This window comes from Azospirillum melinis, from assembly GCF_013340935.1.
In the GTDB taxonomy this organism is placed as follows: Bacteria; Pseudomonadota; Alphaproteobacteria; order Azospirillales; family Azospirillaceae; genus Azospirillum; species Azospirillum melinis.
The window spans coordinates 17776-42626 of sequence record NZ_WHOS01000028.1; the positions used below are offsets into that span (position 1 = coordinate 17776).

Consider the following 24851-nt stretch of genomic DNA (forward strand, 5'->3'; position numbering starts at 1 on the left):
GGGAGTTTCCGGAACCGGTGGGCGGGATGGGATTGCCGCGACTCTCCGCCTTTTGCCGCACGACTGCAAGCCGGGCACGGATGTCGGTCTTTCTTCCCTCTCCCGCCTCGGGACAGGGCTCTCTTCACACGATGGCGGTGTCCGGGATGGTGCCGGTCAGCACGGCGCGGACGTTGTCGGCGATCATGTGGCCGGTGCGGATGCGCGCCTCGTCGGTGGTGGCGCCGATGTGCGGGGTCAGGATCAGGTTCGGCACGCCCTGGAACGGGTTGTCGGCCGGCAGCGGCTCCGTCGCATAGACGTCCAGCAGGGCGCCGCCGAGATGGCCGCTCGTCAGCGCCGCCGCCAGCGCCGCCTCGTCGACGATGCCGCCGCGGGCGACGTTGACCAGGATGGTGCCGGGCTTCAGCCGGGCGATCACCTCGGCGCTGACCAGATTGTGGGTGTCCGGCGTGTAGGGCAGGTGGAGCGACAGCGCGTCGGCCGTGTCCCAGATGCGGTCGAACGACACCTTCTCCACGCCCATGCGGGCCCAGACCGGATCGTCTGCCGGCACATGCGGGTCGGCGGCGATCACCGTCATGTCCAGACCCTGGGCGCGGCGGGCGACATGGCGGCCGATGCGGCCGAAACCGACGATGCCGAGTGTCTTGCCCGACACCTCGCGCCCGATCAACCGGCCGCGCGGCCATTTGCCGGCGGCCACGTCCGGCGTCGCGAAATAGGTGGTGCCGCGCACCAGCATCATCAGGCCGGCAATCGCCAGCTCCGCGACCGACACCTCGTTGGCGCCGGTGGCCGGCAGGACGGCGATGCCGCGCTCCCGGCAGGCCGGCACGTCGATGTTGTCCAGCCCGACGCCCAGCCGGCCCACCGCCTTCAGCTTGGGGAAGGCGTCGAAGAAGGCGCCGCGGATCTCCGTCTCGTTGCGGATGCAGATGGCGCGGGCGTCGCGGCCCATCGCATACAGCTCGTCCAGGCGTTTGTAGAGGGTTTCGTCGTAATGGACGTCGAAGTCGCGGCGCAGCTCGTCGACGGCGCTGGGCTGCATGAATTCGGAAATGATGATGTCGGGCATGGCGGGAGGCTTCCGTCGGAGAGCGGATCAGAGCGCGATGTTGGCGGCGTCGAGATAGGGCTTCAGGTTCAGAAGCTCGATGGTCGTCTCGCCGGCTTCCAGCTTATGACGGTAGGCCTCTTCCGCGGCCTCGCGGGCGGCGGCCTTCGCAAGCGTGTCGGCAGCCAGATCCTGCGGCACCACCACCACGCCGTCGTCGTCGGCGACCACGATGTCGCCCGGCGAGACCATCACGCCGCCGACCACGACCGTCGTGTTGACGTCGCCCTTGGCGTCGGTCTTGTTGGTGCCCTTCATGTTGGTGCCGCGGCAGAAGACCGGGAAGCCCATGTCGCGGATGGCGGCGGCGTCGCGCACGCAGCCGTCGATCACCAGCCCGCCCAGCCCGCGGGCGATGGCCGACGCGGTCAGAATGTCGCCCCAGGGGCCGGCATCGGTCATGCCCTTGAAGTCCACCACCAGCACGTCACCCGGCTTGGCCAGCGCCACCGCGATGTGGATCATCAGGTTGTCGGTCGGCCCGCAGGACACGGTCAGCGCCGGACCGCACAGCCGCATGCCGGGGAACAGCGGCTTGATCGGGTAGCCCATGGCGCCCTTCTTGCCCATCGCCTCGTGCAGGGTGGCGGGAGACTGGGCACGCAGCGCCTCCAGCGTGGCGGCGTCGGGGCGGGCGAAATCCTTGTGAACGGTCATGCCGGGAGCAGCCTTTCGCGAATGAACGGTATCCGGTGCGGCGTGCTCCGGATGACCCTTATGACGGGTGAACCAGGACAGATAAACAAGTATTAGAATATTTTGCTGTAACTGAAAACATCGAAACGGAGGTTGATTGCTGGAAAATCGCCTTTACGATGGGGATTGCCGCAAGAAGGCGCCGGAACGGCGTCTGATGACCGATAAAAAGCAATTGAAAGATGCCGCATCCGCAGGCGCGGCGGTTTCTGGGGCAGTTCCTGGGGCGGTGCCGGGCACAACGTTGGATCGTGGTCCCGGCCGTGGTGCGGATGCGAACCGAAGGAGGCGATGTATGGATATGAAGGCGCATTCCGCCGTTCAGGATGGATCGGCAGGCCCCGCCGCCTCCGCGGCCGGAATCGGCCGGTTCGGCGCCTTGTCGCAAAGGATCCTGTCGGGAGGGTTGGTGCGGCTGTCGGCGGCCATCGGGACTGTTGCCACTGGGGCCGCTGTCGGAGTTGCCGCCGGGCTGGCGGCGGCCATCGCGCTGGCGGCGCCGGGCGCGGCCTTGGCCGCCTATCCGGAGAAGCCGATCAGCCTGATCGTCGGCTATGCCGCCGGCGGCGGGTCCGATTTCATCGTCCGGTCGCTCGCCCCCTTCATCGAGAAGGAACTGGGCGGCAGCGCCCGGGTGATCGTGATGAACCGTCCGGGTGCGGGCGGCGAGATCGGCTTTGCCGCCATCGCCGACGCCACCCCCGACGGCTACACCATCGGCCTAATCAACTCGCCCAACGTCGTGACGATCCCCATCGAGCGGCATGCGCGCTTCTCGCTGGACCGGCTCGACCCGCTCTACAATCTGGTCGACGATCCCGGCTCCTTCGTCGTCCACAAGGAAAGCCCGTTCCAGACGCTGGCCGACGTCGCCGCCTTCGCCAAGGCCAACCCCAACAATGTGACGGTCGGCACCACCGGCATCGGCTCCGACGACCATCTGGCGATGCTGATGTTCCAGCGCCTGACCCAGACCCAGCTGACCCATGTGCCCTTCCCGGGCAGCGCCGACGCCCACCGCGCCCTGCTGGGCCGGCACATCCAGGTCACCTCGATGAACATCGGCGAATCGGCGCGGGCCCGTGAAGGCGACCCGATCCGCATCCTGGGCGTGATGACGGAAAAGCGGTCGGAGCAGGCCGCCGACGTGCCGACCTTCAAGGAGCTTGGCTTCGACGTGAAGATGTCGTCGCTGCGCGGCCTCGCCGCCCCGATGGGCCTTCCGCCGGAGGTGCGGACCAAGCTGGTCGACGCCATCGCCAAGGCGGTCCAGCATCCGGAGTTCCAGGACATCGCCCGCAAGGCCTACCAGCCGCTGCGCCTGCTGCCCTCCGACCAGTATGCGGCGGAACTGAAGACCCAGGAGGCGACCTTCCGCACCATCTGGAAGGAGACGCCCTGGCTGAAGTGAGGGCTGTCGCAGGGATCGTTGGACGGAAAAAGGGCGCCGGTGCAAGCCGGCGCCCTTTCCTTATCGTCCGATCCCTGCGGCGGGTGTTACTTCAGCCACGGATTGGTGGCCCACAACTCGCGCAGTTCCTTGGTCGACTCGGCCAGTTCGGCGGCGTACTGGTCCGGCGCCAGCAGGCGGATGGGCTGGTACAGCTCCTTCGCCTTGGCCTGGAAGCCCGGATCGTTGGCGGCCTTGCCCAGCGCGTCGACCAGCTTGGTCCGCACCTCCGGCGGCAGCCCCTTCGGCGCCGCGATGCCGCGCAGCGACGACATCAGCGCGTTGAAGCCCTGCTCCTTGAAGGTGCCGACGCCGGGAGCCTGCTCCACCTTCTTCTCGGCCATCACGCCCAGGACGGTGATCGGATCCTTCTGCTTGTACTGCATCGCCTCGCCGATGTTCACGGCGCTCAGCATGATCTTCTTGTTGGCCAGCGCCGCCTCGTTGGCGGCGGAGCCCTGGAAGGGCACATGGGTGAACGTCACGCCGGCCTGGCGCTGGAACACCAGCATCGCCAGATGGTCGTCGGAGCCGATGCCGGTGGTGCCGACCGTCACGCTGTTCGGGTTGGCCTTGGCGAAGGTGACGACGTCGGTCAGCGTCTGGAACTGACCTTCGTTGTTGACCGCGAAGGAGCTCGGGTCGTCGACCAGATTGTAGAGCGGGTCGAGCCGGTCCAGCGAATAGCGGGCCTGGCGCTCGATCGGGATGGCGTTGACGTTCGGCGAGTTGATGGCGCCGATGGTGTAGCCGTCGGGGGCGGCGTCGGCGATGGCGGCAAAGCCGATCTCGCCGCCGGCGCCGGGCTTGTTCACCACCTCGACCCGGCTGCCCTCACCCAGCTGCTTTTCCAGGAAGGGTGCCAGGGCGCGAATCAGCAGATCGGTACCGCCGCCGGCGCCGAAGGCCACGATCATCGTGATCGGCTTCTCCGGATAGGCCGCCTCGGCGTTCGTGGCCGACATGAACAGCGCGCCGGCCGCGGCTGCCAGAGAGAGAGCTTTCCAGAACTTCATGATCCCCCCATCGATGATGCGCTGCGCAGACGGCCGCATGCGGCGTGCCATGCGCGGAACGGGACGGAGTCCGGGCCGATCCGGCACGAATCGACAACCTTTCCGACGGGATCGGCTGTAATCATGCGCGATGGCGGTCCGGATGCCGCTGAATATCTGAGGATGTTCCTACATCAGCAAGAACAGGCCTTCAACTCCGCAGCATACGATTTCGGATCGTCGCGTCAATACACCGCAGAATATTGCGAAGAATTGATGAAGCTATCAGGGTGTCATAAGTAAATACTGTGTATCGGCTTGATTGCGTGGCAGTTTTTGTTGGGATTTTTTGGCGAGAGCAAAGTCGAGAATCGTGGGCGGACAGTCATCTCCGGCCCGCCGCCCATCGGCACCGGCTAACGCGAAGTTGTATATCTTCCATACAATTTACCGGCCCGCCCCACGGATTTCTCTTTATTGGAGAGATGGGCTCTGCATTGTGTCCTAGAAATATCATCTATCCATCCACCCTCCCGTATCTGTCGTTCCGGCGAGATGGATGGGGTGGGAAATGCTGAGCGGCAGGGAGGTCTTTTTCGGAGCGTTCCCGAGCGTTGACAGTTGGTGGGCACCGCACTATGGTGCGCGCCTTCAATCGAGCCGCCGAGCGTTCAGGAACAGCATCATGAAAATCGTCAACTCCCTGAAGTCGATGAAGACGCGCCATAAGGCCTGCCGCGTGATCCGCCGCAAGGGCCGCGTCTACGTCATCAACAAGCAGAACCCCCGTTTCAAGGCCCGCCAGGGCTGATCGATCCGCAAGGGTCGATCGACTGCGAGGCCGGGCATCGCGCCCAGCCTCTCCGTCATCGGGTGTTTACGCAAGAGCCGCGCCTTCGGGTGCGGCTCTTGCGTTTTGTGGCCTGCGCTTCCCGCGTGGCGGTTCCGGCCGGATGGGTCGGGAGCCGCATCGTCTTGTCTTAAGGTTGCGGCGGATGGTACGTGTGGCGGACGAGTTCGCCGCAACGGGATAAGGACCGCCCGCCATGAAGATGCCGGTGCCGGACAGCGGGGTGATCGCCCGCCGCCGGGAGATCGTGGAGGCGTTGCGCGCCATCGTTCCCGGCGAAGGCGTGATCGTCGACGAGAACGAACTGCGCGCCTACGAGTGCGACGGGCTGACCGCCTACCGCCAGCTGCCGATGGTCGCCGTGCTGCCCAGCACGGTGGAGCAGGTGTCGCAGGTCCTCAAGACCTGCAAGGCGATGGGGGTGAAGGTGGTGCCGCGCGGGGCAGGCACCTCGCTGTCGGGCGGCGCCCTGCCGCTGGCGGACGGTGTGCTGCTCGGCATGGGCAAGTTCAAGCGCATCCTCGACATCGACTATGCGAATAGGTGTGTCACCGTGCAGCCGGGGGTGACCAACCTCGGCATCTCCAACGCGGTCGCGCATGAGGGCTTCTATTATGCCCCCGATCCTTCCAGCCAGATCGCCTGCACCATCGGCGGCAACATCGCCGAGAATTCCGGCGGCGTGCACTGTCTGAAATACGGACTGACCACCAACAATGTGCTGGGGCTGGAGATGGTGCTGATGGACGGCACCATCCTGCGGCTTGGCGGCAAGCATCTGGATGCCGGCGGCTACGACCTGATGGGCATCGTCACCGGGTCGGAAGGGCTGCTCGGCGTGGTGACCGAGGTCACCGTGCGTATCCTGAAGAAGCCGGCGACCGCCCGCGCGGTGCTGCTCGGCTTCCCGACCAGCGAGCAGGGCGGCGACTGCGTGGCGGCGATCATCGCCGCCGGCATCATCCCCGGCGGCATGGAGATGATGGACCGCCCGGCCATCCATGCGGCCGAAGCCTTTGTCCATGCCGGCTATCCGCTGGATGTCGAGGCGCTGCTGATCGTCGAGCTGGACGGCCCGGCGGCAGAGGTCGACCATCTGATCGACCGGGTGGAGGCCATCGCCCGGGACAAGGGCGCCTGTTACGCCCGCGTGTCGAAGAGCGAGGAGGAGCGGCTGGCCTTCTGGGCCGGGCGTAAGGCAGCCTTCCCGGCGGTGGGGCGGATCAGTCCCGACTATTACTGCATGGACGGCACCATTCCGCGCAAGGCGCTGCCGCTGGTGCTGCAACGGATGCAGGAGATGTCGGACCGTTGCGGCCTGCGTGTCGCCAACGTCTTCCATGCCGGCGACGGCAACCTGCACCCGCTGATCCTCTACGATGCCAACAAGCCGGGCGAGCTGGAGGCGGCGGAGGAGTTCGGCAACAACATCCTGCGCCTGTGCGTCGAGGTCGGCGGCGTGCTGACCGGCGAGCATGGCGTCGGCGTGGAAAAGCGCGACCTGATGACCGACCAGTTCGACGAGGCCGATTTGCAGCAGCAGCAGCGGCTGAAATGCGCCTTCGACCCCGACGGTCTGCTGAACCCCGGCAAGGTCTTTCCCACGCTGCACCGCTGCGCCGAGCTTGGCCGGCTGCATGTCCACCAGGGGGAACTGCGCTTCCCCGACATCCCGCGCTTCTGAGGGGCCGCCGCTCGCCATGACCATCACCACCTTGAAGCCGGAAACCGCCGCGCAGGTGACCGACGCGGTGCGCTGGGCGCTGTCGGCCGGTGAGCCGCTGGAGATTCTCGGCAGTGGCAGCCGCCGCGGGCTGGGGCGCCCGGTGCAGGCCGGCCACGCGCTCGACCTGTCGGGCCTGTCCGGCGTCATCGCCTATGAGCCGGAAGAACTGGTGCTAACCGCACTGGCCGGCACGCCCATGGCGACGATCCGCGTCCTGCTGGCGGACCGCGGGCAGCATCTGGCCTTCGAGCCCCCCGAGGGAGGGACGCTCGGCGGGCTGGTCGCCAGCGGGCTGGCCGGGCCGCGCCGCATCTCGGTGGGGTCGGCCCGCGACCATACGCTGGGGATCGCCGGGGTCAGCGGCCGGGCCGAAGCCTACAAAGGCGGCGGCAAGGTGGTGAAGAACGTCACCGGCTATGATGTGCCCAAGCTGATGACCGGGTCCTTCGGCACGCTGACCGCGCTGACCGAGATCACGGTGAAGGTGCTGCCGGCGCCGGAGGACAGCGCGACGCTGCTGCTGTCCGGGCTGGACGATGCGGCGGCGGTGGCGATGCTCGACCGCGCGCTGCGCAGCCCCTACGAGGTGTCGGGCGCCGCCCATCTGCCGGCGGGGATCGCCGCGCGGTCGGGCGTGTCCGCGGTATCGCGGGCGGGCGGGGCGGTGACGCTGGTGCGGCTGGAGGGTTTCGGCCCATCGGTTGCCGCGCGCGTCACCATGCTGCGCGAGGAGCTGCGGGCCGACGCCGTGCTGGGTCGTGACGAGTCGCTGGCGGTCTGGCGCGAGGTGCGGGACGGGGCAGGGCTGGGGGAGGGCAGCGACGCCCATCTCTGGAAACTCTCGGTTCCGCCGTCGGCCGGCCCCGCCACCGTCGAGGCCATCCGCCGGACGCTTGACGTCGAGGTCTTCTACGACTGGGGCGGCGGGCTGGTCTGGCTGGCTGCACCACCCGACTCAGGCGCGGCGATCCGTGGCGCGCTCACCGCCGGCGGCCATGCCACGCTGGTGCGGGCGCCCGAGCCGGTGCGCGCGGCGACGGATGTGTTCCAGCCCTTGCCCGAAGCGCTGATGGCGCTCAGCCGCCGGGTCAAGGAAAGCTTCGACCCCAAGGGCATCCTCAACCCCGGCCGCATGTATGCGGGGCTGTAACGGGAAGACCGATCTCGATGCAAACCAACTTCTCGCTGGCCCAGCTGGCCGACGCCGCGATCCGCGACTCGGAGCAGATCCTGCGCAAATGCGTGCATTGCGGCTTCTGCACCGCGACCTGCCCGACTTATACCATCCTGGGTGACGAGCTGGACAGCCCGCGCGGCCGCATCTACCAGATCAAGGACATGCTGGAGAAGGGCGGGCCGCCGCCCGACAGCACGGTCAAGCACATCGACCGCTGCCTCTCCTGCCTGTCCTGCATGACGACCTGCCCGTCGGGCGTCCATTACATGCATCTGGTCGATCACGCCCGCGCCCATATCGAGGCGACGCACAGCCGTCCGCCGGCCGACCGGGCGGTGCGCGACCTGATCGCGCGGGTCCTGCCCAACCCGCGGCTGTTCCGCATGGCCCTGCTGGGCGCCTCGCTCGGGGCGTCCATCGGCCGGCCTTTCCGCGCGATGCTGCCCAAGCGGCTGTCCGCCATGCTGGCGCTCACCCCGTCCAGTGTCCCGGCGCCGAGCTACAGCGACCGGCCCGGCGTGCATCCGGCGGAGGGGCCGCGGAAGAAGCGGGTCGCCCTGCTGATCGGCTGCGCCCAGCAGGTGCTGGCCCCGCAGATCAACGAGGCCACCATCCGCCTGCTGACCCGGCACGGGGTCGAGGTGGTGGTGTCGAAGGGCGCCGACTGCTGCGGCGCCTTGACGCACCATATGGGCAAGGAGGATCTCGCCCACGCCGCCGCGAAGAAGACCATCGACGCCTGGACGAAAGAGATCGAGGGCGGGGGACTCGACGCCATCGTCATCAATGCGTCGGGCTGCGGCACCAGCGTGAAGGATTACGGCCACATGTTCCGCGAGGATCCCGCCTACGCCGCCAAGGCGGCACGGGTGGCCGGTCTCGCGAAGGACGTCACCGAGCTGATGGACGAGATCGGGCTGGCCCGGCCGGTGGTGGAGACCGGGCAGGCGGTCGCCTACCACTCCGCCTGCTCCATGCAGCACGGCCAGCGCATCAAGGAGCCGCCGCGCGTCCTGCTGCGCGCCGCCGGCTTCCTGATCAAGGAAATTCCGGACGCGCATCTCTGCTGCGGATCGGCCGGCACCTACAACATGTTGCAGCCGGAACTCGCGGGAGAGCTGCGGGCCCGCAAGGTCGCGGCCATCGAGAGTACCCAGGCCCAGGCGGTGGCGGCGGGCAATCTCGGCTGCATCACCCAGATTGCCGGCGGCACCGGGCTGCCGGTGGTCCATACGGTGGAACTGCTGGACTGGGCGACCGGCGGCCCGATGCCGGACGCGCTGGCCGGACGCCCGGCCTTCCGGCAAGGCGGGGTACAAGCGGCCTGACCATTGGGGCGGGGAGAAGAGGGCGTGCACGTCAGCGTGGGCGGAACCGGGGGTTTCGTACCCCCACAATTCTGTGTTTATCTGCGTCCATCTGTGTCAGAAAATCCGCCCGCCTCACCGCCTATCGTTCCAGCCCCGCCCCGTTCAGGTCATTGCCTTGTCCTCGCCACCCACGGAAAACATCGGCATGAGCGCCGCCTACGGAATCACCCACCGCCTGTCGGCCTGGGGCGTTCACATCTTCACGGCCAGCGGCGCCGTGCTGGGGCTGCTCGGCCTTCTCGCGGCGGCGGCGGGCGATGCGAAGCTGTGCCTGATGTGGCTGGGCATCGCCCTGGTCGTCGACGGCGTCGACGGCACGCTGGCCCGGCGCGTCTCGGTCAAGCAGGTGCTGCCGGGCATCGACGGCTCGGCGCTGGATCTGGTGATCGACTACCTGACCTATGTCGTGGTGCCGGCGGTGTTCATGCACCGCTTCGGCCTGCTGCCGGAGGGGTTGGTCAGCATCGCGCTGGCAGCCTGGGTGCTGCTGACGGCGCTCTACTGCTTCGCCAATGTCGGGATGAAGAGCGGCGACAATTATTTCGTCGGTTTTCCGGCGATCTGGAACGTCGTGGCCCTCTATCTCTGGCTGCTCGACCTCAATCCCTGGTTCAACGCCGCTGTGGTGGTGGCGCTGGGGCTGCTGACCTTCACCACGGTCAAGTTCCTGCATCCCTTCCGCGTCAAGGCGCTGATGGCGCTGAACATCGCAGTGACCACGGTCTGGCTGCTCTGCTGCATCGCGCTGGTGGTGCTGGAACCGGCGCGGCCCGGCTGGCTGTTCGGCCTGTGGCTGGCGACCTCGGTCTATTACGCCGCGGTCTGCGCCTGGCGGACCCTACGCGGCCCCTGATCGTTGAGCGGAAGGCATAGGGAACCGCTGCGGCGGATGGACGTTGCTCATGCGCAAGTCCGTCCGCTTCAGCGAAGGGGTCCTGTTTTGGCCGAAGGCTCCACCAAGGTCGTGCTCGCAGCGCTCGGCGGCAACCTGATGATCGCGCTGACCAAGTTCGTCGCCGCAGCGATGACCGGCAGCGCCGCCATGTTCAGCGAGGCGATCCATTCCGTCGTCGACAGCGGCAACCAGCTTCTGCTGCTCTACGGCATCCGCCGCGCCCGCCGCCCGCCGACGCCCCAGCATCCCTTCGGCCATGGGCGCGAGGTCTATTTCTGGTCCTTCGTTGTCGCGGTCCTGCTGTTCGGCATCGGCGCCGGCCTGTCCATCTATGACGGCTGGCACGCCCTGTCCCATCCGGAGCCGGTGGAAAGCCCCTGGGTGAATTTTGCCGTTCTGGGCTTCGCCGTGCTGTTCGAGGGCTTTTCCTGGATCGTCGCGCTGCGCGAATTCCGCCGCGGCCAGAGCGGCGTCGGCATCCTGTCCGCCGTCCACCGCTCGAAGAACCCGTCGGTCTTCGTCGTGCTGCTGGAGGACACCGCGGCGCTGATCGGCCTGCTGCTGGCCGGCATCGGCCTGACGCTGGGCGAGGTGACCGGCAACCCGATCTTCGACGCCTACGCCTCCATCGCCATCGGCGCGGTGCTGGCGGTCGTCGCGGCGCTGCTGGCCTACGAGTCGAAGGGGCTGCTGATCGGCGAGTCGGCCGACCGCCGCGTCGTCGAGGGCATCCGTCGCATCGTCGGCGAGGAGGCGCGGGTGAAGCGCCCGCTCGACGTGCTGACCATGCATATGGGGCCGGACGACGTGCTGCTGAACCTGTCGGTCGAGTTCCAGGACAGCCTGAACGCCCGTGAGGTGGAGGACGCCGTCTGTTCGCTGGAAAGCCGCATCCGCAGCCAATACCCAATCATCCGTCGCATCTTCGTGGAGGCCGAGTCGCTGCGTGCCCGCCGCGGCCGTGACAATGACGGAACCGCCCCGGTTCAGGGACTTCCGCCCCAGGGACTCCCGGCCGAGTGATGGTGCAACCCAACGGGCACCCGGTCCGGATCGGCACCGCGGGCTGGAGCATCCCCAAGCTCTCGGCCCCCGCCTTTCCCGTTGACGGCACCCACCTGGAGCGCACCGCCCGCGTCATGCCGATGACCGAGGTGAACAGCAGCTTCTACCGCCCGCACAAGCCGGAAACCTGGGCGCGCTGGGCGGCCTCGACCCCGCTCGGGTTCCGCTTCGCGGTGAAGCTGCCCAAGGCGATCAGCCACGAGGCCCGGCTGGTCGGCTCGGAGGCGGCACTCGACCGCTTCCTGGCCGAGGCGGGAATGCTGGGCGACCGTTTCGGCCCGCTGCTGGTGCAGCTGCCGCCCAGCCTGCGTTTCGACCGGGCGGTGGCGGAGGACTTCTTCACGTTGCTGCGCGCCCGATTCGATGGCGACGTGGTGTGCGAGCCGCGCCACGTCAGCTGGTTCACCGGCGCGGCCGAGGCAGTGCTGGTCGCCCACCGTGTTGCCCGCGTCGCCGCCGACCCCGCCCCGGTGGCGGGAGCGGGCGAGCCGGGCGGCTGGGATGGGCTGCGCTACTGGCGGCTGCACGGATCGCCGGTGATGTACCGCTCGGCCTACGAACCGGCGGTGCTGGACGCGCTGGCCGGGAGGCTGGCGGAAGAGGCGGCACTGCGGCCGGTCTGGTGCGTCTTCGACAACACCGCCGACTTCCATGCCGTCGACGACGCGCTGGCGACGATGGCGCGGCTGCAAGCGCTCCAATCCTGAAACGGCTGCCGATGATCGGCGGGAGTCTCCATTCGGGGAGCCTCCAGCACGACCGAGACAGTGCATTGTTGCACAGCTATCCTGCCACGAAACGTCCCCGAAGGCGGGGCAACGGCGTGCAGGCGGTGCGGTCATGGAGTTTGTCGTCCTACTGCTGATTTTCGGCTTCATCACCCACCGGCTCGACCGGCGGCTGAAGGTGCAGGCGGCGGAGATCGCCCTTCTGCGTGGCAGGCTGGATAAAGCTCTGGCCGGCGCCCTGTCACCGCAAGCGGCAGCGGAAGCCGCACCTGCCGAGCCATCTGCCGAGACCTCTGCCGAAACGCTGGAACCGGAAGTCGAAGCGCTTCCCGAAGCCAGAGAGATCGGAGAACCGGTCTTCGCATCGCAAGCGGAGGAGCCGGCGGCGGCCCCGAGGCCCGCTCCGCAACCCGTGGTCCCGGCGGCGACCGCGGCGGCGCGGACGGGTTGGCGCGAGCTGGAGGAATCGCTGGCCTCGCGCTGGCTGATCTGGCTCGGCGGCGGCACCATGGCGCTGGCGGCCGCCTTCTTCATCAAGCTGTCGGTCGATCACGGCTGGCTCGGGCCGTCGGTCCGCGTCGCGCTGGGGCTGCTTGCCGGTCTGGGGCTGATGGTGGGGGGCGAATGGCTGCGCCGCCGCCCGATGCAGCGCGCCGTCGCCGCCTTGCAGCCGGATTACGTGCCGCCGGCCCTGACCGCCGCCGGCCTGTTCACCGCCTTCATCAGCGTCTATGGCGGCTTCGCCCTGTTCGGCCTGTTTGCCCCGCTGGTCGCCTTCGCGCTGCTGGCCGGCCTGTCGCTGGCCGCAATCGGCCTGTCGCTGCTGCAAGGGCCGCTCATTGCCGCGCTGGGGCTGCTGGCCGGCTATGTCTCGCCCCTGCTGGTGTCCACCGGCAATCCGGACGCCTGGAGCCTGTTCGCTTATCTGCTGGCGCTGAACGGTGCCGGGATGGGGGTGGTGCTGTATCGCGGCTGGCGCTGGCTCGGCTGGGGCGCGCTGGCCGGTGCCGCGCTGTGGCCGCTCCTGTGGATGATCGATCCCTGGCGCAGCGGCGACGAGCTGCCGACCGGCCTCTATCTGCTGCTGACCTCGGCGCTGTTCCTGGTGCCGGCGGTGCGCGGCGTGCTGGACCGGACGCTGCCGGAGCCGGCCCCCGCCACCGGCTGGCGCACGGCTTTGCCCGACTGGGTCCGGCGCAAGCAGCGCCACCCCGCCGACCGGCTGGCGATGACGGCGATGACGGTGTTCGGTGTGCTGGTCGCCACCGTCACCTGGATCGGCTCCCATGGATCGGTGTCGCTGATCGTCCTCGGGCTGTTCGCCCTGCTGGCGATGGTCGGCGGGCGGCGGACGGAGCGGATCGCCGGCGTCGCCTGGATCGCCGGATTGACCGTCCTGCTGTCGCTGGCTCCCTGGAGCCTGCCCTATGTGCCGGCCAGCCCGCCGCCGCTGAATGCGGACGGCCAGCCGCTGATCGTCGTCGATCCGGCCGGCTATCCGGCGGCGGTCGCGCATTTCCTGTGGATTGCCGGCGGGTTCGCCGCGCTGTTCGGGATCGGCGGCTTCATTGCGTTGTGGGACGCGCGGCGGGCGGCGCTGTGGGCGTCGATCTCGGCGCTGGTGCCGCTCGCCCTGCTGACGCTGGCCTATGCGCTGGTGGAGCCGCCGGAGACCGCCATCGGCTGGCCGGCGGCGGCGCTGGGTCTGGCGGCGCTGCTGGTCGGCGCCACCACGCCGCTGGGCCGTCACCGCCACCGGCCGGGCGCCTCGCTGGGGCTGGCCGCCTTCGCCGCCGGCGCCACCGGCGCCATTGCGCTCGGCGCCACCATGGTCCTTCAGGAAGCGTGGCTGACCGTCGCGCTGGCGATGCAGGTTCCGGTGCTGGCGTGGCTGGAGCGGCAGCTGAACCTGCGCGAGTTGCGCGGCGTCACCCTGCTGGTGGCGGTCGCCGTGCTGGTCCGGCTGGCGATCAACCCCTCCGTGCTGGATTACGAGGGCTATGGCTGGATCGCCTACGGCTATGGCCTGCCGGCGCTGGGCTTCCTCGTGGCGGCGCGCTGGATGCGGACCGCTCCCGGCGGGAAGGGCGACGATCTGGTTGTGATGGTGCTGGAGGCCGGCGCCCTGATCTTCACCACCCTGATGCTGTCGCTGGGCATCCATCGCTGGATGGCCGGCAGCCTGCAGGAGGTGCCGTCCAGTCTGGCGGAGGTGGCGCTGCACACCCTGTCCTGGCTCGGCCTTGCCCTGCTGCTGGCGGCCGACCGGCGGTGGAGCGCGCGGACTGTCGCGGTGTGGGGCCGGCGTTTCCTGGTGCTGATGGCCGCCACAGCCGCCCTGTTCCTGCATCTGGTGGCGCTGAACCCGCTGTGGAACGACGAGTGGGTGGGGAACTGGCCGGTGGTCAACCGGCTGCTGCTGGCCTATGGCGCGCCGGCCCTACTGGGGTTGGTCTATCTGTGGTACGACCCGCCGCCGTCGGCGCCCTTGCGCAGTGCGGCCCCGGTGCTGCCGCTGCTGCTGATCGCCACCAACCTGGCGTTGGAGATCCGCCGCGCCTTCCAGGGGCCGGTCCTGTCCGGCTACGAGATGTCGGATGCCGAATGGTACAGCTATTCGGCCGGTTTCCTGCTGTTCGCAGTGGGGATGCTGGTGGTGGGCATCCGCTTCGGCTGGGGCTGGATGCGCCATGCCGGGCTTGTTCTCGTGCTGGCCGTCGTCGCCAAGGTGTTCCTCAGCGACATGTCGGACCTGGAAGGGATGTACCGTGTCGCCTCCTTCCTCGGCCTCGGCCTCTGTCTGGTCGGCACCGGCTGGCTCTATCAGCGGCTGCTGCGGCCGCCCGCGGCCGGCGCGCCGCCGGAGCCGCCGCCCGAGTTGCCGATGGAACCGCCACTGTCACCCACAGACAATCTGTTGGACCAACGGACGCATTGACAGGCCGGACGGGGCACGCTCCCATACGGTGAAGGATGGGCCGGAGCGGAAATCCGGCCCCCGCCACCGGAGGAGCAGCGCTCATGGCAAGCGACACGCACGGCAACGCCTATCCCATCCTGCTCGACGGCGAAGAGGGCTTCACCGTCGAGGCGGCGCGGATGAAGTTCGGGCCCGGCATGCTGGCGGAACTGGGCGGCGACGCGCTGTCGCTGGGCATGACGCGGGTGGCGCTGTTCACCGACCCGCGGGTGGCGGCGACGGCTCCCTTCGCCATGGCGCTCGATGGGCTGAGGCGGGCCGGCGTCGATCCGGTGGTCTTCGATCGCTGCCGGGTGGAGCCGACCAGCGCCTCCTTCCTCGACGCCGCCGATTTCGCGCGGGACGGCGGCTTCGACGGCTATGTCTCCATCGGCGGCGGGTCGGTGATCGACACCGCCAAGGCGGCGAACCTCTACGCCACCCACCCGGCCGATTTCCTCGCCTACGTCAACAAGCCGCTGGGCGAGGGCATCCCGGTGCCCGGCCCGGTCAAGCCGCACATCGCCTGTCCGACCACCTGCGGCACCGGCAGCGAGACCACCGGCGTCGCCATCTTCGACCATGTGGAAAAGCAGGTGAAGACCGGAATCTCGTCGCGCTACCTGCGGCCGAGCCTCGCCGTCGTCGATCCGCGCACCATCGACAGCCTGCCACCCGGCGCCATCGCCGCCACCGGCTTCGACGTGCTGACCCACGCCATCGAGAGCCACACGGCGCGACCCTTCCGTTCCCGCCCGCGCCCTGAGTCGCCGACGGCCCGCCCGCCTTACCAGGGCGCCAACCCGTGGTCGGACATCGGCAGCCTCCAGGCGATCCGGCTGGGTGGGCAGTGGCTGGAACGGGCGGTCAACGACCCCGACTGCGCCGAGGCCCGCGACGCGCTGATGTTCGCGGCGACGCTGGCCGGTCTGGCCTTCGGCAATGCCGGTGTGCACATCCCGCACGCCATGTCCTATTCGGTGGCGGGGATGAACCACAGCTTCACCGCGACGGGTTACGAGACGGTCGACCCGATGGTGCCGCACGGCATCTCGGTGGTGCTGAACGCCCCCGCCGCCTTCCGCTTCACCGGCCCGGCCGCGCCTGAGGCCCATCTGCGCGCCGCCGAGGCGCTGGGCGCCGACACGCGCGGCGCGTCGCCGGAGGATGGCGGCGAACTGCTGGCGACCCGGCTGATCTCGATGATGCGGGCGACCGGCCTGCCCAACGGGCTGTCGGCGCTCGGCTATGGCGAGGCCGACATTCCGGGGCTGGTCAGGGGCGCCGCCGCCCAGCAGCGCCTGCTGACCATCGCCCCGCGCCCGGTGTCGGAGGACGACCTGCGCGGGCTGTACGCGGATGCGATGCGCTACTGGTGAGGGGAGCTGCTACTCCGCCATCGTTTCGCCGGAACCGCCGAACTCGGCCGGAAAGTCCTTCAGCTTCGGCAGGCCATCCCGCATCGGCAGCACGGTCTCGGCATAGTTGACGTGGACGGCGGGGGCGAAGGGAAGGGTCGGCAGGGTCGCGGAGAAGACGTCCACGAGGCCGAGCGGCGGGTGATTGGTCATCAGATGCCCGCCGCACTTCGCGCAATATTGGCGCTGGCTGACCGGTGTCTTCTGGAAGGTCGCAAGATGTTCGGCGCCCGCGGTCACGCGCACCGCGTCGGGCTTCCACAGGGTGAAGGCGTTGACCGGGCCGCCGGACCAGGAGCGGCAGGACCGGCAGTGGCAATAGCCCATGGCTTCCGGCGCGCCGGTGACCTCCACCTCCACCGCACCGCAGAAGCAACTGCCCGTATGAGTCTGTGTCTCGGTCTCCGTGCTTGTCATGGCTTTTGACTTCATCTTTGTTGGTGATGCGAACAATGAGACGCTATCACCGATAACAAGGATGTTCAGTTGGCCATTGGGACCATGCTCATTCGATAGGCGATAACAAAGCTCCCCGAAAAAACAGGGCAGTTGGGAACCGGCAGAGGGATAGGGGGTGGGTGACCCAGGAAAAACCCCTCTCCCACTTGGAGAGAGGGGCCGGACATTTCGGTCAGAACTGTTCTTCGCTGAGCGCCATCACCGTGTTGCGGGCGCTGGCGATGGTCGGTAGCAGGGCCGGGGCGGTCGCCAGAACCTGCTCGGCATAGAAGCGCGCGACGATCAGCTTGGTTTCCAGGAAGGAGGCGTTGGCGCCGGGCTGACGCATCCCCTCCATCGCCTTCATCGCCGAGCGGGCGAGCATCCAGCCGCCGGCGACCGTTCCCCACAGCTTCAGGTAGGCCACCGCACCGGCCGCCGCCCCCTGCAGGTCGCCCTCCGCCTGCGTCGCGACCATCCAGTCGATGGCCTTGTCCAGCGCGTCCAGCCCGGCCGACAGCTCGGTCCGGATCACCGCGAGATCGTCGCCGGGGGCGGCCCCCAACTCCTCCACCGTCGCCCGCATGTCGGCGACGAAGGCACGGGCCGCCGCCCCCTTGTCGCGGCCGGTCTTGCGGAAGGTCAGGTCGTTGCCGTGGATGCCGTTGGTGCCCTCATAGATCGGGGTGATGCGGGCGTCGCGGTAATGCTGGGCGGCGCCGGTCTCCTCGATGAAGCCCATGCCGCCATGGATCTGCACGCCGGTGGAGGCGACCTCGCAGCCAATGTCGGTCGACCACGCCTTGACGATGGGGGTCAGCACATCGACCCGCGCCGATGCTGCGGCGCGTACCGCGGGATCCTCGTGGTGGCGGGAAATGTCCAGTTGCGTGCCGGCATAGAGCGCCAGAGCACGGGCTGCCTCGGTCTTGGCGCGCATGTCCAGCAGCATGCGGCGTACGTCCGGATGCTTGATGATGGCGACGCCGGAGCCCTTGGGATCGGCCAGATCCTTGCTCTGCACGCGGCTCTTCGCATAGTCGCGGGCCTGCTGGTAGGCGCGCTCGGCAATCGCCACGCCCTGGATGCCGACGCCGAGCCGGGCGTTGTTCATCATCGTGAACATGTATTCGATGCCGCGGTTCTCCTCGCCGACAAGGTAACCGATGGCACCCTCGTCGTCGCCATAGGCCATGACAGCGGTCGGGCTGGCCATGATGCCCAGCTTGTGCTCCAGGCTAGCGCAGCGCAGGTCGTTGCGCTGGCCCGGCGTGCCGTCGGCATTGGGCAGGAACTTCGGCACGATGAACAGGCTGATGCCCTTGATGCCGGCCGGGGCGTCGGGCAGGCGGGCCAGCACCAGATGGACGATGTTCTCCGTCAGGTCATGCTCGCCATAGGTGATGAAGATCTTCTGCCCGGTGATGCGATAGCTGCCGTCGCCGGCCCGCACCGCCTTGGTCCGCACCGCGGCGAGGTCGCTGCCCGCTTGCGGCTCGGTCAGGTTCATCGTCCCGGTCCATTCGCCGGAGATCATCTTCGACAGATAGACCGCCTTCTGCTCCGCGCTCGCATGCTCGGTCAGCAGGTCGACGGCACCCTGGGTCAGCAGCGGGCACAGGCCGAAGGACAGGTTGGCGGCCTGCCACATCTCGTTGACCGCGAAGGCGACCGTCCAGGGCAGGCCCTGCCCGCCATACTCCGGCTCGAAGGGCAGGCTGTTCCAGCCGGCTTCGGTGAACTGGCCATAGGCCTCCTTCCAGCCGGTGGCGGTGCGGACGACGCCGTTCTCCAGCTTGGCCCCTTCCTTGTCGCCCACCCGGTTCAGCGGGGCGAGCACGCCGGAGGCGAATTTGCCGGCCTCCTCCAGGATGGCGTCGACCAGATCGGGGGCGGCGCTGTCGCAATGGGGCAGGGCGGCGATGGCGTCGAGGCCGACCACCTCGTTCAGGACGAAGCGCAGATCGTCGACCGGAGCGGTGTAGGTCATGGCGGGGCGAGTCTCCCAGGGCGAATTGTTTGCTTTACCTATAGGTTAACATACAGCATCGGATGGCGCTTGGCGAGAGGGCGGGATGCCGCGTCCGTCCGCATCATCAAGGCTAGGCCAGCCATGGGGCAGCATCAACCCTCCAGCCGACTGGCACGGCGTCTGCATAAAAGAGGCTGCCTCCCATCGGGGCCTTCACACGGGGATCGACCCATGACCTACGCTTCTGCCCTCGGCAATCCCAGCAACGCCGCCGCCCAGGCCGCAAGCGCCTCGCGCGGGCCGGCCACTGTGGAGGCTGCCGTGCGCAATGCCAGCGCGAAGACGGGGGTCGATTTTTCCTACCTCATGGAAAAAGCTGCCGTGGAGAGCGGCTACCGCACGGACGTAAAGTCCTCCTCCTCTTCGGCGACGGGGCTCTACCAGTTCATCGACAGCACCTGGCTGCAGACGATGAAGGAGCATGGCGCCGACCATGGCTATGGCAAATACGCCAACGCCATCCAGACCCGCGGCGACGGCAGGCCCTATGTCTCCGACCCGGAGATGAAGAAGGAGATCCTGGATCTGCGCAAGGATCCGACCGCCTCAGCCCTGATGGCCGCGGAGTACACCCGCGACAACAAGGAGTATCTGGAGGAGACGGTGGACGGCAAGATCGGCTCGACCGAGCTGTACATGGCGCATTTCCTGGGGGCCGGCGGTGCCTCGAAGTTCCTGAACGCGATGCAGGAGAACCCTGGCCGGACCGCCCGCGACGTCTTCCCCGACGCCGCCGCCGCCAACAAGAACGTCTTCTACGACAAGGCCACCGGCAAGGCGAAGTCGCTGAAGGAGATCTACGACCGCTTCGCCTCGAAATTCTCCGAGAACCCGATGGCCAACTTCGCCCCGGCCCAGGTGGCGAACGACGCGGTGCGCAAGCAGGACATGCCGGACGGCTTTACCACCCAGGTGCCGACGGCCCCGGCCAAGGCGCTGAACGGCACGCCGTTGTCGATCTATCAGGTGCTGGCGCTGAACGCGTTGGAGACGCCCGACGAGGTCGACAGCGTCAGCGGCCGCCCGGCCCGCCTGCGCGACAAGGAGCATCGCCGCATGCGCGACGAGCCGGTGCGGACCGACCAGTCGTCGGGCACCGGCGTCGCCGTAGGCTTCGGCCTGGGTCTGGGCCGGATCGTCGGCTCTGAGTCGGCGACCCCGGTGGCGTCCGCCACAGCGGGCGCTGCCGGAACCGACGCGGTCTCCAAAGCGGCGTGACGCTGGAAGCGGAGCGGGGAGGGGGCAAAATGCCCTACGCTGGCGCTTTGACTTGATGGCCGGATGGGTGCAAGGTCGCGCCGTTTTTGGCGCTCACCCCTCAGGACCGATCATGAGCAACCAGCAGCCCGCCGTCACCTTCGAGGAAATCCGCGCGCTCGTGCGCAACCTGCCCGGCCCCGACCTGGAGGCCGGCACTGCGGCCCTCCAGCGCGAACGGCAGCTGACCAAGCCGGCGGGCTCGCTCGGCCGGCTGGAGGAAATCGCGCAGTGGATGGCGACCTGGCAGGGCCAGCACCCGGCCGAAGCCCGCCGTCCGCGCGTCGCCGTCTTTGCCGGCAACCATGGCGTCGCCGCCCGCGGCGTCTCGGCCTATCCGGCCGAGGTGACGGTGCAGATGGTCGCCAACTTCCAGAACGGCGGGGCGGCGGTCAACCAGCTTTGCGAGGTGGCCGACGCCGACCTGCGTGTCTATGAGCTGGATCTGGAAAACCCGACCGCCGACTTCACCCAGGGCCCGGCCATGGGTGAGGAGGAATGCTGCCGCACCATGGCCTACGGCATGATGGCGGTGGAGATGGGTGTCCAGCTGCTGTCGCTGGGCGAGATGGGCATCGCCAACTCGACCTCGGCGGCGGCGCTCTGCCTCGCGCTGTTCGGCGGCGAGGCGGCCGACTGGACCGGCCGCGGCACCGGCATCGACGACGAGGGGCTCGCCCGCAAGATCGCCGCGGTGGAGGCCGGCGTCGCCGCCAACCCGCAGGCCAAGGACGACCCGTTCGAGGCGCTGCGCTGCCTCGGCGGCTACGAATTCGCCGCCATCGCCGGCGCCATCTTGGCCGCCCGCGTCGCCCGCGTTCCGGTGCTGCTCGACGGCTTCGCCTGCACCGCCGCCGCCGCGGTGCTCTACAAGGCCGACCGCCGGGCGCTCGACCATTGCATGGTCGCTCACCGCTCGGTGGAGCCGGGGCACACCCGCCTGATGCAACTGATCGGCAAGGAGCCGCTGCTCGATCTCGGCATGCGGCTGGGCGAGGGGTCCGGTGCGGCGCTGGCGATCAACATCGTCAAGTCCGCCGTCGCCTGCCACGCCGGCATGGCGACCTTCGCCGACGCGGGCGTCAGCACGCAGGGGTAATGGGTCAGGGTGTTGTGAGGGCTTCCTTGGCCCTCACAGCATCCCGTTCACAGCATTCCGTCCGCCAGATCGCTGATCGCCGCCGACAGGAACAGGTCCAGCATCACCAGGGCCGCGGCGGCGAGACCCGACAGCGACAGGGCGGTGCGCAGGACGAACCACTGGTAGGTCAGCATCGCCATCATGACGCCGAAGACCAGCGCTTCGGACACGCCGGACGGCAGCAGGCCGGTGGCGGACAGCAGGATGGCCGGCAGATAGATCCCCATCTGCACCACCGCCGACCAGTTGTAGGCGGTCAGGGCACCGGGATAGAGCTGCTCCTTGCCCAGCAGCGCCGCGATGCGGAACAGGGCGAGCGGGAAGGCGGTCCAGCTGACGACGTAGGCGATGCCCTCCACCGTCACCAGTTGCAGGACCGGGGTGCCGTCCAGCTGGTCCCACAGGCGGATCGCCAGCAGCAGCGCATAGGCCGGCAACACCACCAGGGCGGCATAGAAGGAGTTCAGCGCGCCGTCCGGCGTGCGGTCGAAGAATTCCATCCCCGTCCGGTCGAAGCGGGCCAGCCGCCATGCGCCGGTCAGGGCGGACAGGATGGCGGGCGTGGTCAGCGGCATCGTGGTATCCCGGTCAGACCTCTCACCCGGCAAGGCGCGTGAACACGCCCTTCAGGATCGACTCGTAGATGGCGGTCAGCTGGCGCAGATCCTCCACCGAACAATATTCGTCCACCTTGTGCATGGTCTGGCCGACCAGCCCGAACTCCACCACCGGGCAGACATTCTTGATGAAGCGCGCGTCCGACGTGCCGCCGGTGGTCGAGTATTCCGGACGGCGCCCGGTCACCCCCTCCACCGCCTCGGCCACCAGTTCGGTCAGCGGACCCGGCGGGGTGACGAAGCTGTCGCCGGAGCAGTAGACCTCCAGCTCATAGGCGCCGCCGACGCCGACGGCATCGAAGCTGCGGCGCAGCCACGCCTCGATGCTGGCCGGGGTGTGGGCGTCGTTGAAGCGGATGTTGAAGGTCGCCTTGCCCTGGGCCGGAATGACGTTGGTCGCCGTGTTGTCGACATCGATGGTGGTCAGCGCCAGGGTGGAGGGCTGGAAATGCGCCGTGCCTTCGTCCATTGGCTGTTCGGTGATGGCGGCCAGCATGCGGACCAGCCGCGGCAGCGGGTTGTCGGCCAGATGCGGATAGGCGACGTGGCCCTGCGCGCCGAACACGGTCAGAAAGCCGGTCAGGCTGCCGCGCCGGCCGATCTTGATCATGTCGCCCAGCGCCTTGGGGTTGGTCGGCTCGCCGACCACGCAGGCGTCGATCCGTTCGCCGCGCTCGGCCAGCCAGTCCAGCACCTTGCGGGTGCCGTTGATCGCAACCCCTTCCTCGTCGCCGGTGATCAGCAGGCTGATCGAGCCGGCGGGCGGCCCGTCCTCCAGCCGGCGCGACACCGCGGCGACGAAGGCGGCGATGGCGCCCTTCATGTCCACCGCACCGCGGCCGAACAGGCGCCCGCCCATCACTTCGCCGGCGAAGGGATCGACCGTCCAGCCCCGGTCGCCCGGCGGCACCACGTCGGTGTGGCCGGCGAAGCAGAAGTTCGGACCCTCGGTGCCGAGCCGGGCATAAAGGTTCTCCACCGGCTCGGTTCCCTCCTGCTGGAAACGCAGGCGGTGGCAGGTGAAGCCCATCGACGCCAGCGCGGCCTCCAGAACGCCGAGCGCACCGTCGTCGCGCGGCGTGACGCTGGGGCAGCGGATCAGATCCTGGGCGAGGGCGACGGGGTCGATGGTCATGGGAGGGTCCGGGTTCGCAAGTCATGGCCCCGCCCCGACCTTCCGCTCGAACCGGTTTCGAGCGGAAGGTCGGGGCGGGCTTAGAAGCGCATCAATCCCGCAGCAGGTCGTTGATCGCGGTCTTGGAGCGGGTCTTCTCGTCGACGCGCTTGATGATGACGCAGCAGTACAGGCTCGGGCCCGGCGTGCCGTCGGGCAGCGGCTTGCCGGGCAGCGAGCCGGGGACGACGACCGAATAGGCCGGGACGCGGCCCATGAAGACCTCGCCGGTGTGGCGGTCGATGATCTTGGTCGAGGCGCCGATGTAGCAGCCCATCGAAATGACGGCACCTTCCTCGACGATCACGCCCTCGACGATCTCGGACCGGGCACCGATGAAGCAGTTGTCCTCGATGATGACCGGGTCGGCCTGCAGCGGCTCCAGCACGCCGCCGATGCCGACGCCGCCCGACAGGTGGACGTTCTTGCCGATCTGGGCGCAGGAGCCGACAGTGACCCAGGTGTCGACCATGGTGCCGCTGTCAACATAGGCGCCCACATTGACGAAGCTCGGCATCAGGATGACGCCGGGGGCGACATAGGACGACTTGCGGGCGATGGCGCCGGGCAGGGCGCGGAAGCCGGCGTTCTGGAACTGGCCTTCGCTCCAGCCCTCGAACTTCGGCGGCACCTTGTCGTACCAGGAGGAGCCGCCGGGGCCGCCGGGGATCATCTCGTTGGCGTTCAGGCGGAAGGACAGCAGCACCGCCTTCTTCAGCCACTGGTTGACCTTCCAGCCGTCCGCGGTCTTCTCCGCGACGCGCAGGTCGCCGGCGTCCAGCGCGTCGAGCGCCGCGTTCACGGCATCGCGGACCGAACCGGTGGTGGCGGTGGTGAGATCGGCGCGGTTTTCCCAGGCGGCGTCGATGGTGGCTTGCAGGCTGGCGTGGCTCATGGCGCGGTCGTTCTGCTGTCGATTGTCCAAGGGACGGCACCATGGAGCCGCATCGCGGCCCCTGTCAACCATACCCGCGGCCGGCATCGGCCGGTTTGCGACAAAGCCCCCGAACTCCCCACTCAAACTCCCGCGACCGCCGCCAGCCAGGAGGGCAGGTCGTCGACGGTGTGATCGATGTGGACCCCGGCGCCGACGCCGGCCTTCTCATACTCCTTCTCGCCGCGGACCCAGACGGTGGTCATGCCCAGCGCGTGGGCGGGGGCGAGGTTGCGGGCGATGTCCTCCACCATGCAGGCGTCGGCCGGATCGACGCCGTAGCGTTGCACCAGCGTGGCATAGGGGCGGGGATCGGGCTTCGGCACGAAGCCGCCGGCGGCGATGTCGAACACCGCGTCGAACCGGTCGAGGATGCCGAGCCGGCCGGCGACGTTTTCGGCATGGCGGACCGAGCCGTTGGTGTAGATGATCTTGCGGCCGGGCAGCTGCGCCAGCGCGTCGGCCAGCAGGGCGGAGGGCTGAACTCCGGTCACGTCGATGTCGTGGACATAATCCATGTAGGCGACCGGATCGACGTCATGCTCCATCATCAGGCCGCGCAGCGTGGTGCCGTATTCGCGGAAGAACTGCTTCTGCCGCACCCGCGCCTCGTCCATCCCGATGTTGAAATGGGCGGCGATGAACTCATTGATCCGGCGGTCGACCTGGGCGAACAGGTTGCAGGAGGCCGGATAGAGCGTGTTGTCGAGGTCGAAGATCCACACGGCGCGGTCGCGCAGGGCGGCGAGGGGATTGGCGGCGGAGTCGGGCGCCGGTGCGGCGGGGGAGGTCGGGACGGTCATCCCCCAAGA

General features: G+C 68.5%; 21 protein-coding genes. 12 read left to right on the top strand and 9 right to left on the bottom strand.

Annotated features, from left to right (window positions below):
• Positions 1–124: 124 nt before the first annotated feature.
• Positions 125–1078: a hydroxyacid dehydrogenase gene (locus GBZ48_RS20225; RefSeq protein ID WP_174472651.1), complete on the bottom strand. Its 954-nt coding sequence runs from the start codon at positions 1076–1078 to the stop codon at positions 125–127.
• 27 nt (positions 1079–1105) lie between these two features.
• Complete coding sequence (locus tag GBZ48_RS20230) at positions 1106–1774, bottom strand: 4-carboxy-4-hydroxy-2-oxoadipate aldolase/oxaloacetate decarboxylase (RefSeq protein ID WP_174472652.1); 669 nt, start codon at positions 1772–1774, stop codon at positions 1106–1108.
• Between the two features lie 334 nt (positions 1775–2108).
• Here GBZ48_RS20230 and GBZ48_RS20235 point away from each other — a divergent pair, with 334 nt between their 5' ends.
• Positions 2109–3224 carry a tripartite tricarboxylate transporter substrate binding protein gene (locus GBZ48_RS20235; protein ID WP_174472653.1) on the top strand — a complete coding sequence of 372 codons (1116 nt, stop codon included), beginning with the start codon at positions 2109–2111 and terminating at the stop codon, positions 3222–3224.
• Between the two features lie 86 nt (positions 3225–3310).
• On the opposite strand, the gene GBZ48_RS20240 is transcribed toward GBZ48_RS20235, so the two are convergent.
• Positions 3311–4279, bottom strand: a complete 969-nt coding sequence (locus GBZ48_RS20240) for a tripartite tricarboxylate transporter substrate binding protein (RefSeq protein WP_174472654.1) — start codon at positions 4277–4279, stop codon at positions 3311–3313.
• Positions 4280–4943: 664 nt separating this feature from the next.
• Between GBZ48_RS20240 and ykgO the strand changes: the two genes are divergently transcribed.
• From ykgO to GBZ48_RS20285, 9 genes are all read left to right on the top strand, one after another.
• The gene (ykgO, locus tag GBZ48_RS20245; RefSeq protein ID WP_012973122.1) at positions 4944–5069 is read left to right on the top strand and encodes a type B 50S ribosomal protein L36; all 126 of its coding nucleotides are present in this window, start codon (positions 4944–4946) and stop codon (positions 5067–5069) included.
• Between the two features lie 235 nt (positions 5070–5304).
• A complete protein-coding gene (locus GBZ48_RS20250) occupies positions 5305–6792 on the top strand; it encodes an FAD-linked oxidase C-terminal domain-containing protein (RefSeq protein WP_174472655.1) in 1488 nt (495 codons plus the stop codon).
• Positions 6793–6808: 16 nt separating this feature from the next.
• Positions 6809–7984, top strand: coding sequence for a glycolate oxidase subunit GlcE (gene glcE / locus GBZ48_RS20255; protein WP_174472656.1), 1176 nt, complete (start codon positions 6809–6811; stop codon positions 7982–7984).
• A 17-nt stretch (positions 7985–8001) separates the two neighbouring features.
• Positions 8002–9339, top strand: coding sequence for a glycolate oxidase subunit GlcF (gene glcF, locus GBZ48_RS20260; protein WP_174472657.1), 1338 nt, complete (start codon positions 8002–8004; stop codon positions 9337–9339).
• 187 nt (positions 9340–9526) lie between these two features.
• A complete protein-coding gene (gene pcsA, locus GBZ48_RS20265; RefSeq protein WP_098740557.1) occupies positions 9527–10234 on the top strand; it encodes a phosphatidylcholine synthase in 708 nt (235 codons plus the stop codon).
• A gap of 87 nt (positions 10235–10321) precedes the next feature.
• Entirely contained in the window at positions 10322–11299 is a 978-nt protein-coding gene (locus GBZ48_RS20270) for a cation diffusion facilitator family transporter (protein WP_174472658.1), read from the top strand.
• Positions 11299–12048 carry a DUF72 domain-containing protein gene (locus tag GBZ48_RS20275; RefSeq protein ID WP_174472708.1) on the top strand — a complete coding sequence of 250 codons (750 nt, stop codon included), beginning with the start codon at positions 11299–11301 and terminating at the stop codon, positions 12046–12048. Before GBZ48_RS20270 ends, GBZ48_RS20275 begins: the two co-directional genes overlap by 1 nt.
• A gap of 133 nt (positions 12049–12181) precedes the next feature.
• A complete protein-coding gene (locus tag GBZ48_RS20280; protein WP_174472659.1) occupies positions 12182–15007 on the top strand; it encodes a DUF2339 domain-containing protein in 2826 nt (941 codons plus the stop codon).
• Positions 15008–15090: 83 nt separating this feature from the next.
• Positions 15091–16407 (top strand): hydroxyacid-oxoacid transhydrogenase, encoded by a 1317-nt coding sequence (locus GBZ48_RS20285; RefSeq protein WP_174472660.1) that lies wholly within the window; start codon positions 15091–15093, stop codon positions 16405–16407.
• Positions 16408–16416: 9 nt separating this feature from the next.
• Here the strand turns inward: GBZ48_RS20285 and GBZ48_RS20290 are convergent, their stop codons facing one another.
• Both GBZ48_RS20290 and GBZ48_RS20295 read right to left on the bottom strand, forming a co-directional pair.
• Positions 16417–16863: a GFA family protein gene (locus GBZ48_RS20290; RefSeq protein WP_174472661.1), complete on the bottom strand. Its 447-nt coding sequence runs from the start codon at positions 16861–16863 to the stop codon at positions 16417–16419.
• Positions 16864–17077: 214 nt separating this feature from the next.
• Entirely contained in the window at positions 17078–18874 is a 1797-nt protein-coding gene (locus GBZ48_RS20295; protein WP_174472662.1) for an acyl-CoA dehydrogenase, read from the bottom strand.
• Positions 18875–19087: 213 nt separating this feature from the next.
• On the opposite strand from GBZ48_RS20295, the gene GBZ48_RS20300 reads away from it, so the two are divergent.
• Entirely contained in the window at positions 19088–20134 is a 1047-nt protein-coding gene (locus tag GBZ48_RS20300; RefSeq protein WP_174472663.1) for a transglycosylase SLT domain-containing protein, read from the top strand.
• A gap of 112 nt (positions 20135–20246) precedes the next feature.
• A complete protein-coding gene (gene cobT, locus GBZ48_RS20305) occupies positions 20247–21272 on the top strand; it encodes a nicotinate-nucleotide--dimethylbenzimidazole phosphoribosyltransferase (protein ID WP_174472664.1) in 1026 nt (341 codons plus the stop codon).
• 47 nt (positions 21273–21319) lie between these two features.
• Here cobT and GBZ48_RS20310 read toward each other — a convergent pair whose 3' ends face one another.
• The 4 genes from GBZ48_RS20310 to GBZ48_RS20325 all read right to left on the bottom strand — a co-directional run bounded on the left by GBZ48_RS20310 (position 21320) and on the right by GBZ48_RS20325 (position 24842).
• Complete coding sequence (locus GBZ48_RS20310) at positions 21320–21889, bottom strand: hypothetical protein (RefSeq protein ID WP_174472665.1); 570 nt, start codon at positions 21887–21889, stop codon at positions 21320–21322.
• 22 nt (positions 21890–21911) lie between these two features.
• Entirely contained in the window at positions 21912–23066 is a 1155-nt protein-coding gene (gene dapE, locus GBZ48_RS20315) for a succinyl-diaminopimelate desuccinylase (RefSeq protein WP_174472666.1), read from the bottom strand.
• A 91-nt stretch (positions 23067–23157) separates the two neighbouring features.
• A complete protein-coding gene (dapD, locus tag GBZ48_RS20320) occupies positions 23158–24000 on the bottom strand; it encodes a 2,3,4,5-tetrahydropyridine-2,6-dicarboxylate N-succinyltransferase (RefSeq protein WP_174472667.1) in 843 nt (280 codons plus the stop codon).
• 122 nt (positions 24001–24122) lie between these two features.
• Complete coding sequence (locus tag GBZ48_RS20325) at positions 24123–24842, bottom strand: pyrimidine 5'-nucleotidase (protein WP_174472668.1); 720 nt, start codon at positions 24840–24842, stop codon at positions 24123–24125.
• Positions 24843–24851: the final 9 nt, after the last annotated feature.

Excerpts from the sequence above, each read along its gene's own strand:
- GBZ48_RS20225 (WP_174472651.1), bottom strand. The coding sequence starts at position 1,078 with ATGCCCGACATCATCATTTCCGAATTCATGCAGCCCAGCGCCGTCGAC.
- GBZ48_RS20300 (WP_174472663.1), top strand. The coding sequence starts at position 19,088 with ATGACCTACGCTTCTGCCCTCGGCAATCCCAGCAACGCCGCCGCCCAG.
- GBZ48_RS20285 (WP_174472660.1), top strand. The coding sequence starts at position 15,091 with ATGGCAAGCGACACGCACGGCAACGCCTATCCCATCCTGCTCGACGGC.
- dapE (WP_174472666.1), bottom strand. The coding sequence starts at position 23,066 with ATGACCATCGACCCCGTCGCCCTCGCCCAGGATCTGATCCGCTGCCCC.
- GBZ48_RS20290 (WP_174472661.1), bottom strand. The coding sequence starts at position 16,863 with ATGACAAGCACGGAGACCGAGACACAGACTCATACGGGCAGTTGCTTC.
- dapD (WP_174472667.1), bottom strand. The coding sequence starts at position 24,000 with ATGAGCCACGCCAGCCTGCAAGCCACCATCGACGCCGCCTGGGAAAAC.
- glcF (WP_174472657.1), top strand. The coding sequence starts at position 8,002 with ATGCAAACCAACTTCTCGCTGGCCCAGCTGGCCGACGCCGCGATCCGC.
- glcE (WP_174472656.1), top strand. The coding sequence starts at position 6,809 with ATGACCATCACCACCTTGAAGCCGGAAACCGCCGCGCAGGTGACCGAC.
- GBZ48_RS20295 (WP_174472662.1), bottom strand. The coding sequence starts at position 18,874 with ATGACCTACACCGCTCCGGTCGACGATCTGCGCTTCGTCCTGAACGAG.
- ykgO (WP_012973122.1), top strand. The coding sequence starts at position 4,944 with ATGAAAATCGTCAACTCCCTGAAGTCGATGAAGACGCGCCATAAGGCC.
- GBZ48_RS20240 (WP_174472654.1), bottom strand. The coding sequence starts at position 4,279 with ATGAAGTTCTGGAAAGCTCTCTCTCTGGCAGCCGCGGCCGGCGCGCTG.
- GBZ48_RS20250 (WP_174472655.1), top strand. The coding sequence starts at position 5,305 with ATGAAGATGCCGGTGCCGGACAGCGGGGTGATCGCCCGCCGCCGGGAG.
- GBZ48_RS20310 (WP_174472665.1), bottom strand. The coding sequence starts at position 21,889 with ATGCCGCTGACCACGCCCGCCATCCTGTCCGCCCTGACCGGCGCATGG.
- GBZ48_RS20275 (WP_174472708.1), top strand. The coding sequence starts at position 11,299 with ATGGTGCAACCCAACGGGCACCCGGTCCGGATCGGCACCGCGGGCTGG.
- GBZ48_RS20325 (WP_174472668.1), bottom strand. The coding sequence starts at position 24,842 with ATGACCGTCCCGACCTCCCCCGCCGCACCGGCGCCCGACTCCGCCGCC.
- GBZ48_RS20280 (WP_174472659.1), top strand. The coding sequence starts at position 12,182 with ATGGAGTTTGTCGTCCTACTGCTGATTTTCGGCTTCATCACCCACCGG.
- cobT (WP_174472664.1), top strand. The coding sequence starts at position 20,247 with ATGAGCAACCAGCAGCCCGCCGTCACCTTCGAGGAAATCCGCGCGCTC.
- GBZ48_RS20230 (WP_174472652.1), bottom strand. The coding sequence starts at position 1,774 with ATGACCGTTCACAAGGATTTCGCCCGCCCCGACGCCGCCACGCTGGAG.
- GBZ48_RS20235 (WP_174472653.1), top strand. The coding sequence starts at position 2,109 with ATGGATATGAAGGCGCATTCCGCCGTTCAGGATGGATCGGCAGGCCCC.
- pcsA (WP_098740557.1), top strand. The coding sequence starts at position 9,527 with ATGAGCGCCGCCTACGGAATCACCCACCGCCTGTCGGCCTGGGGCGTT.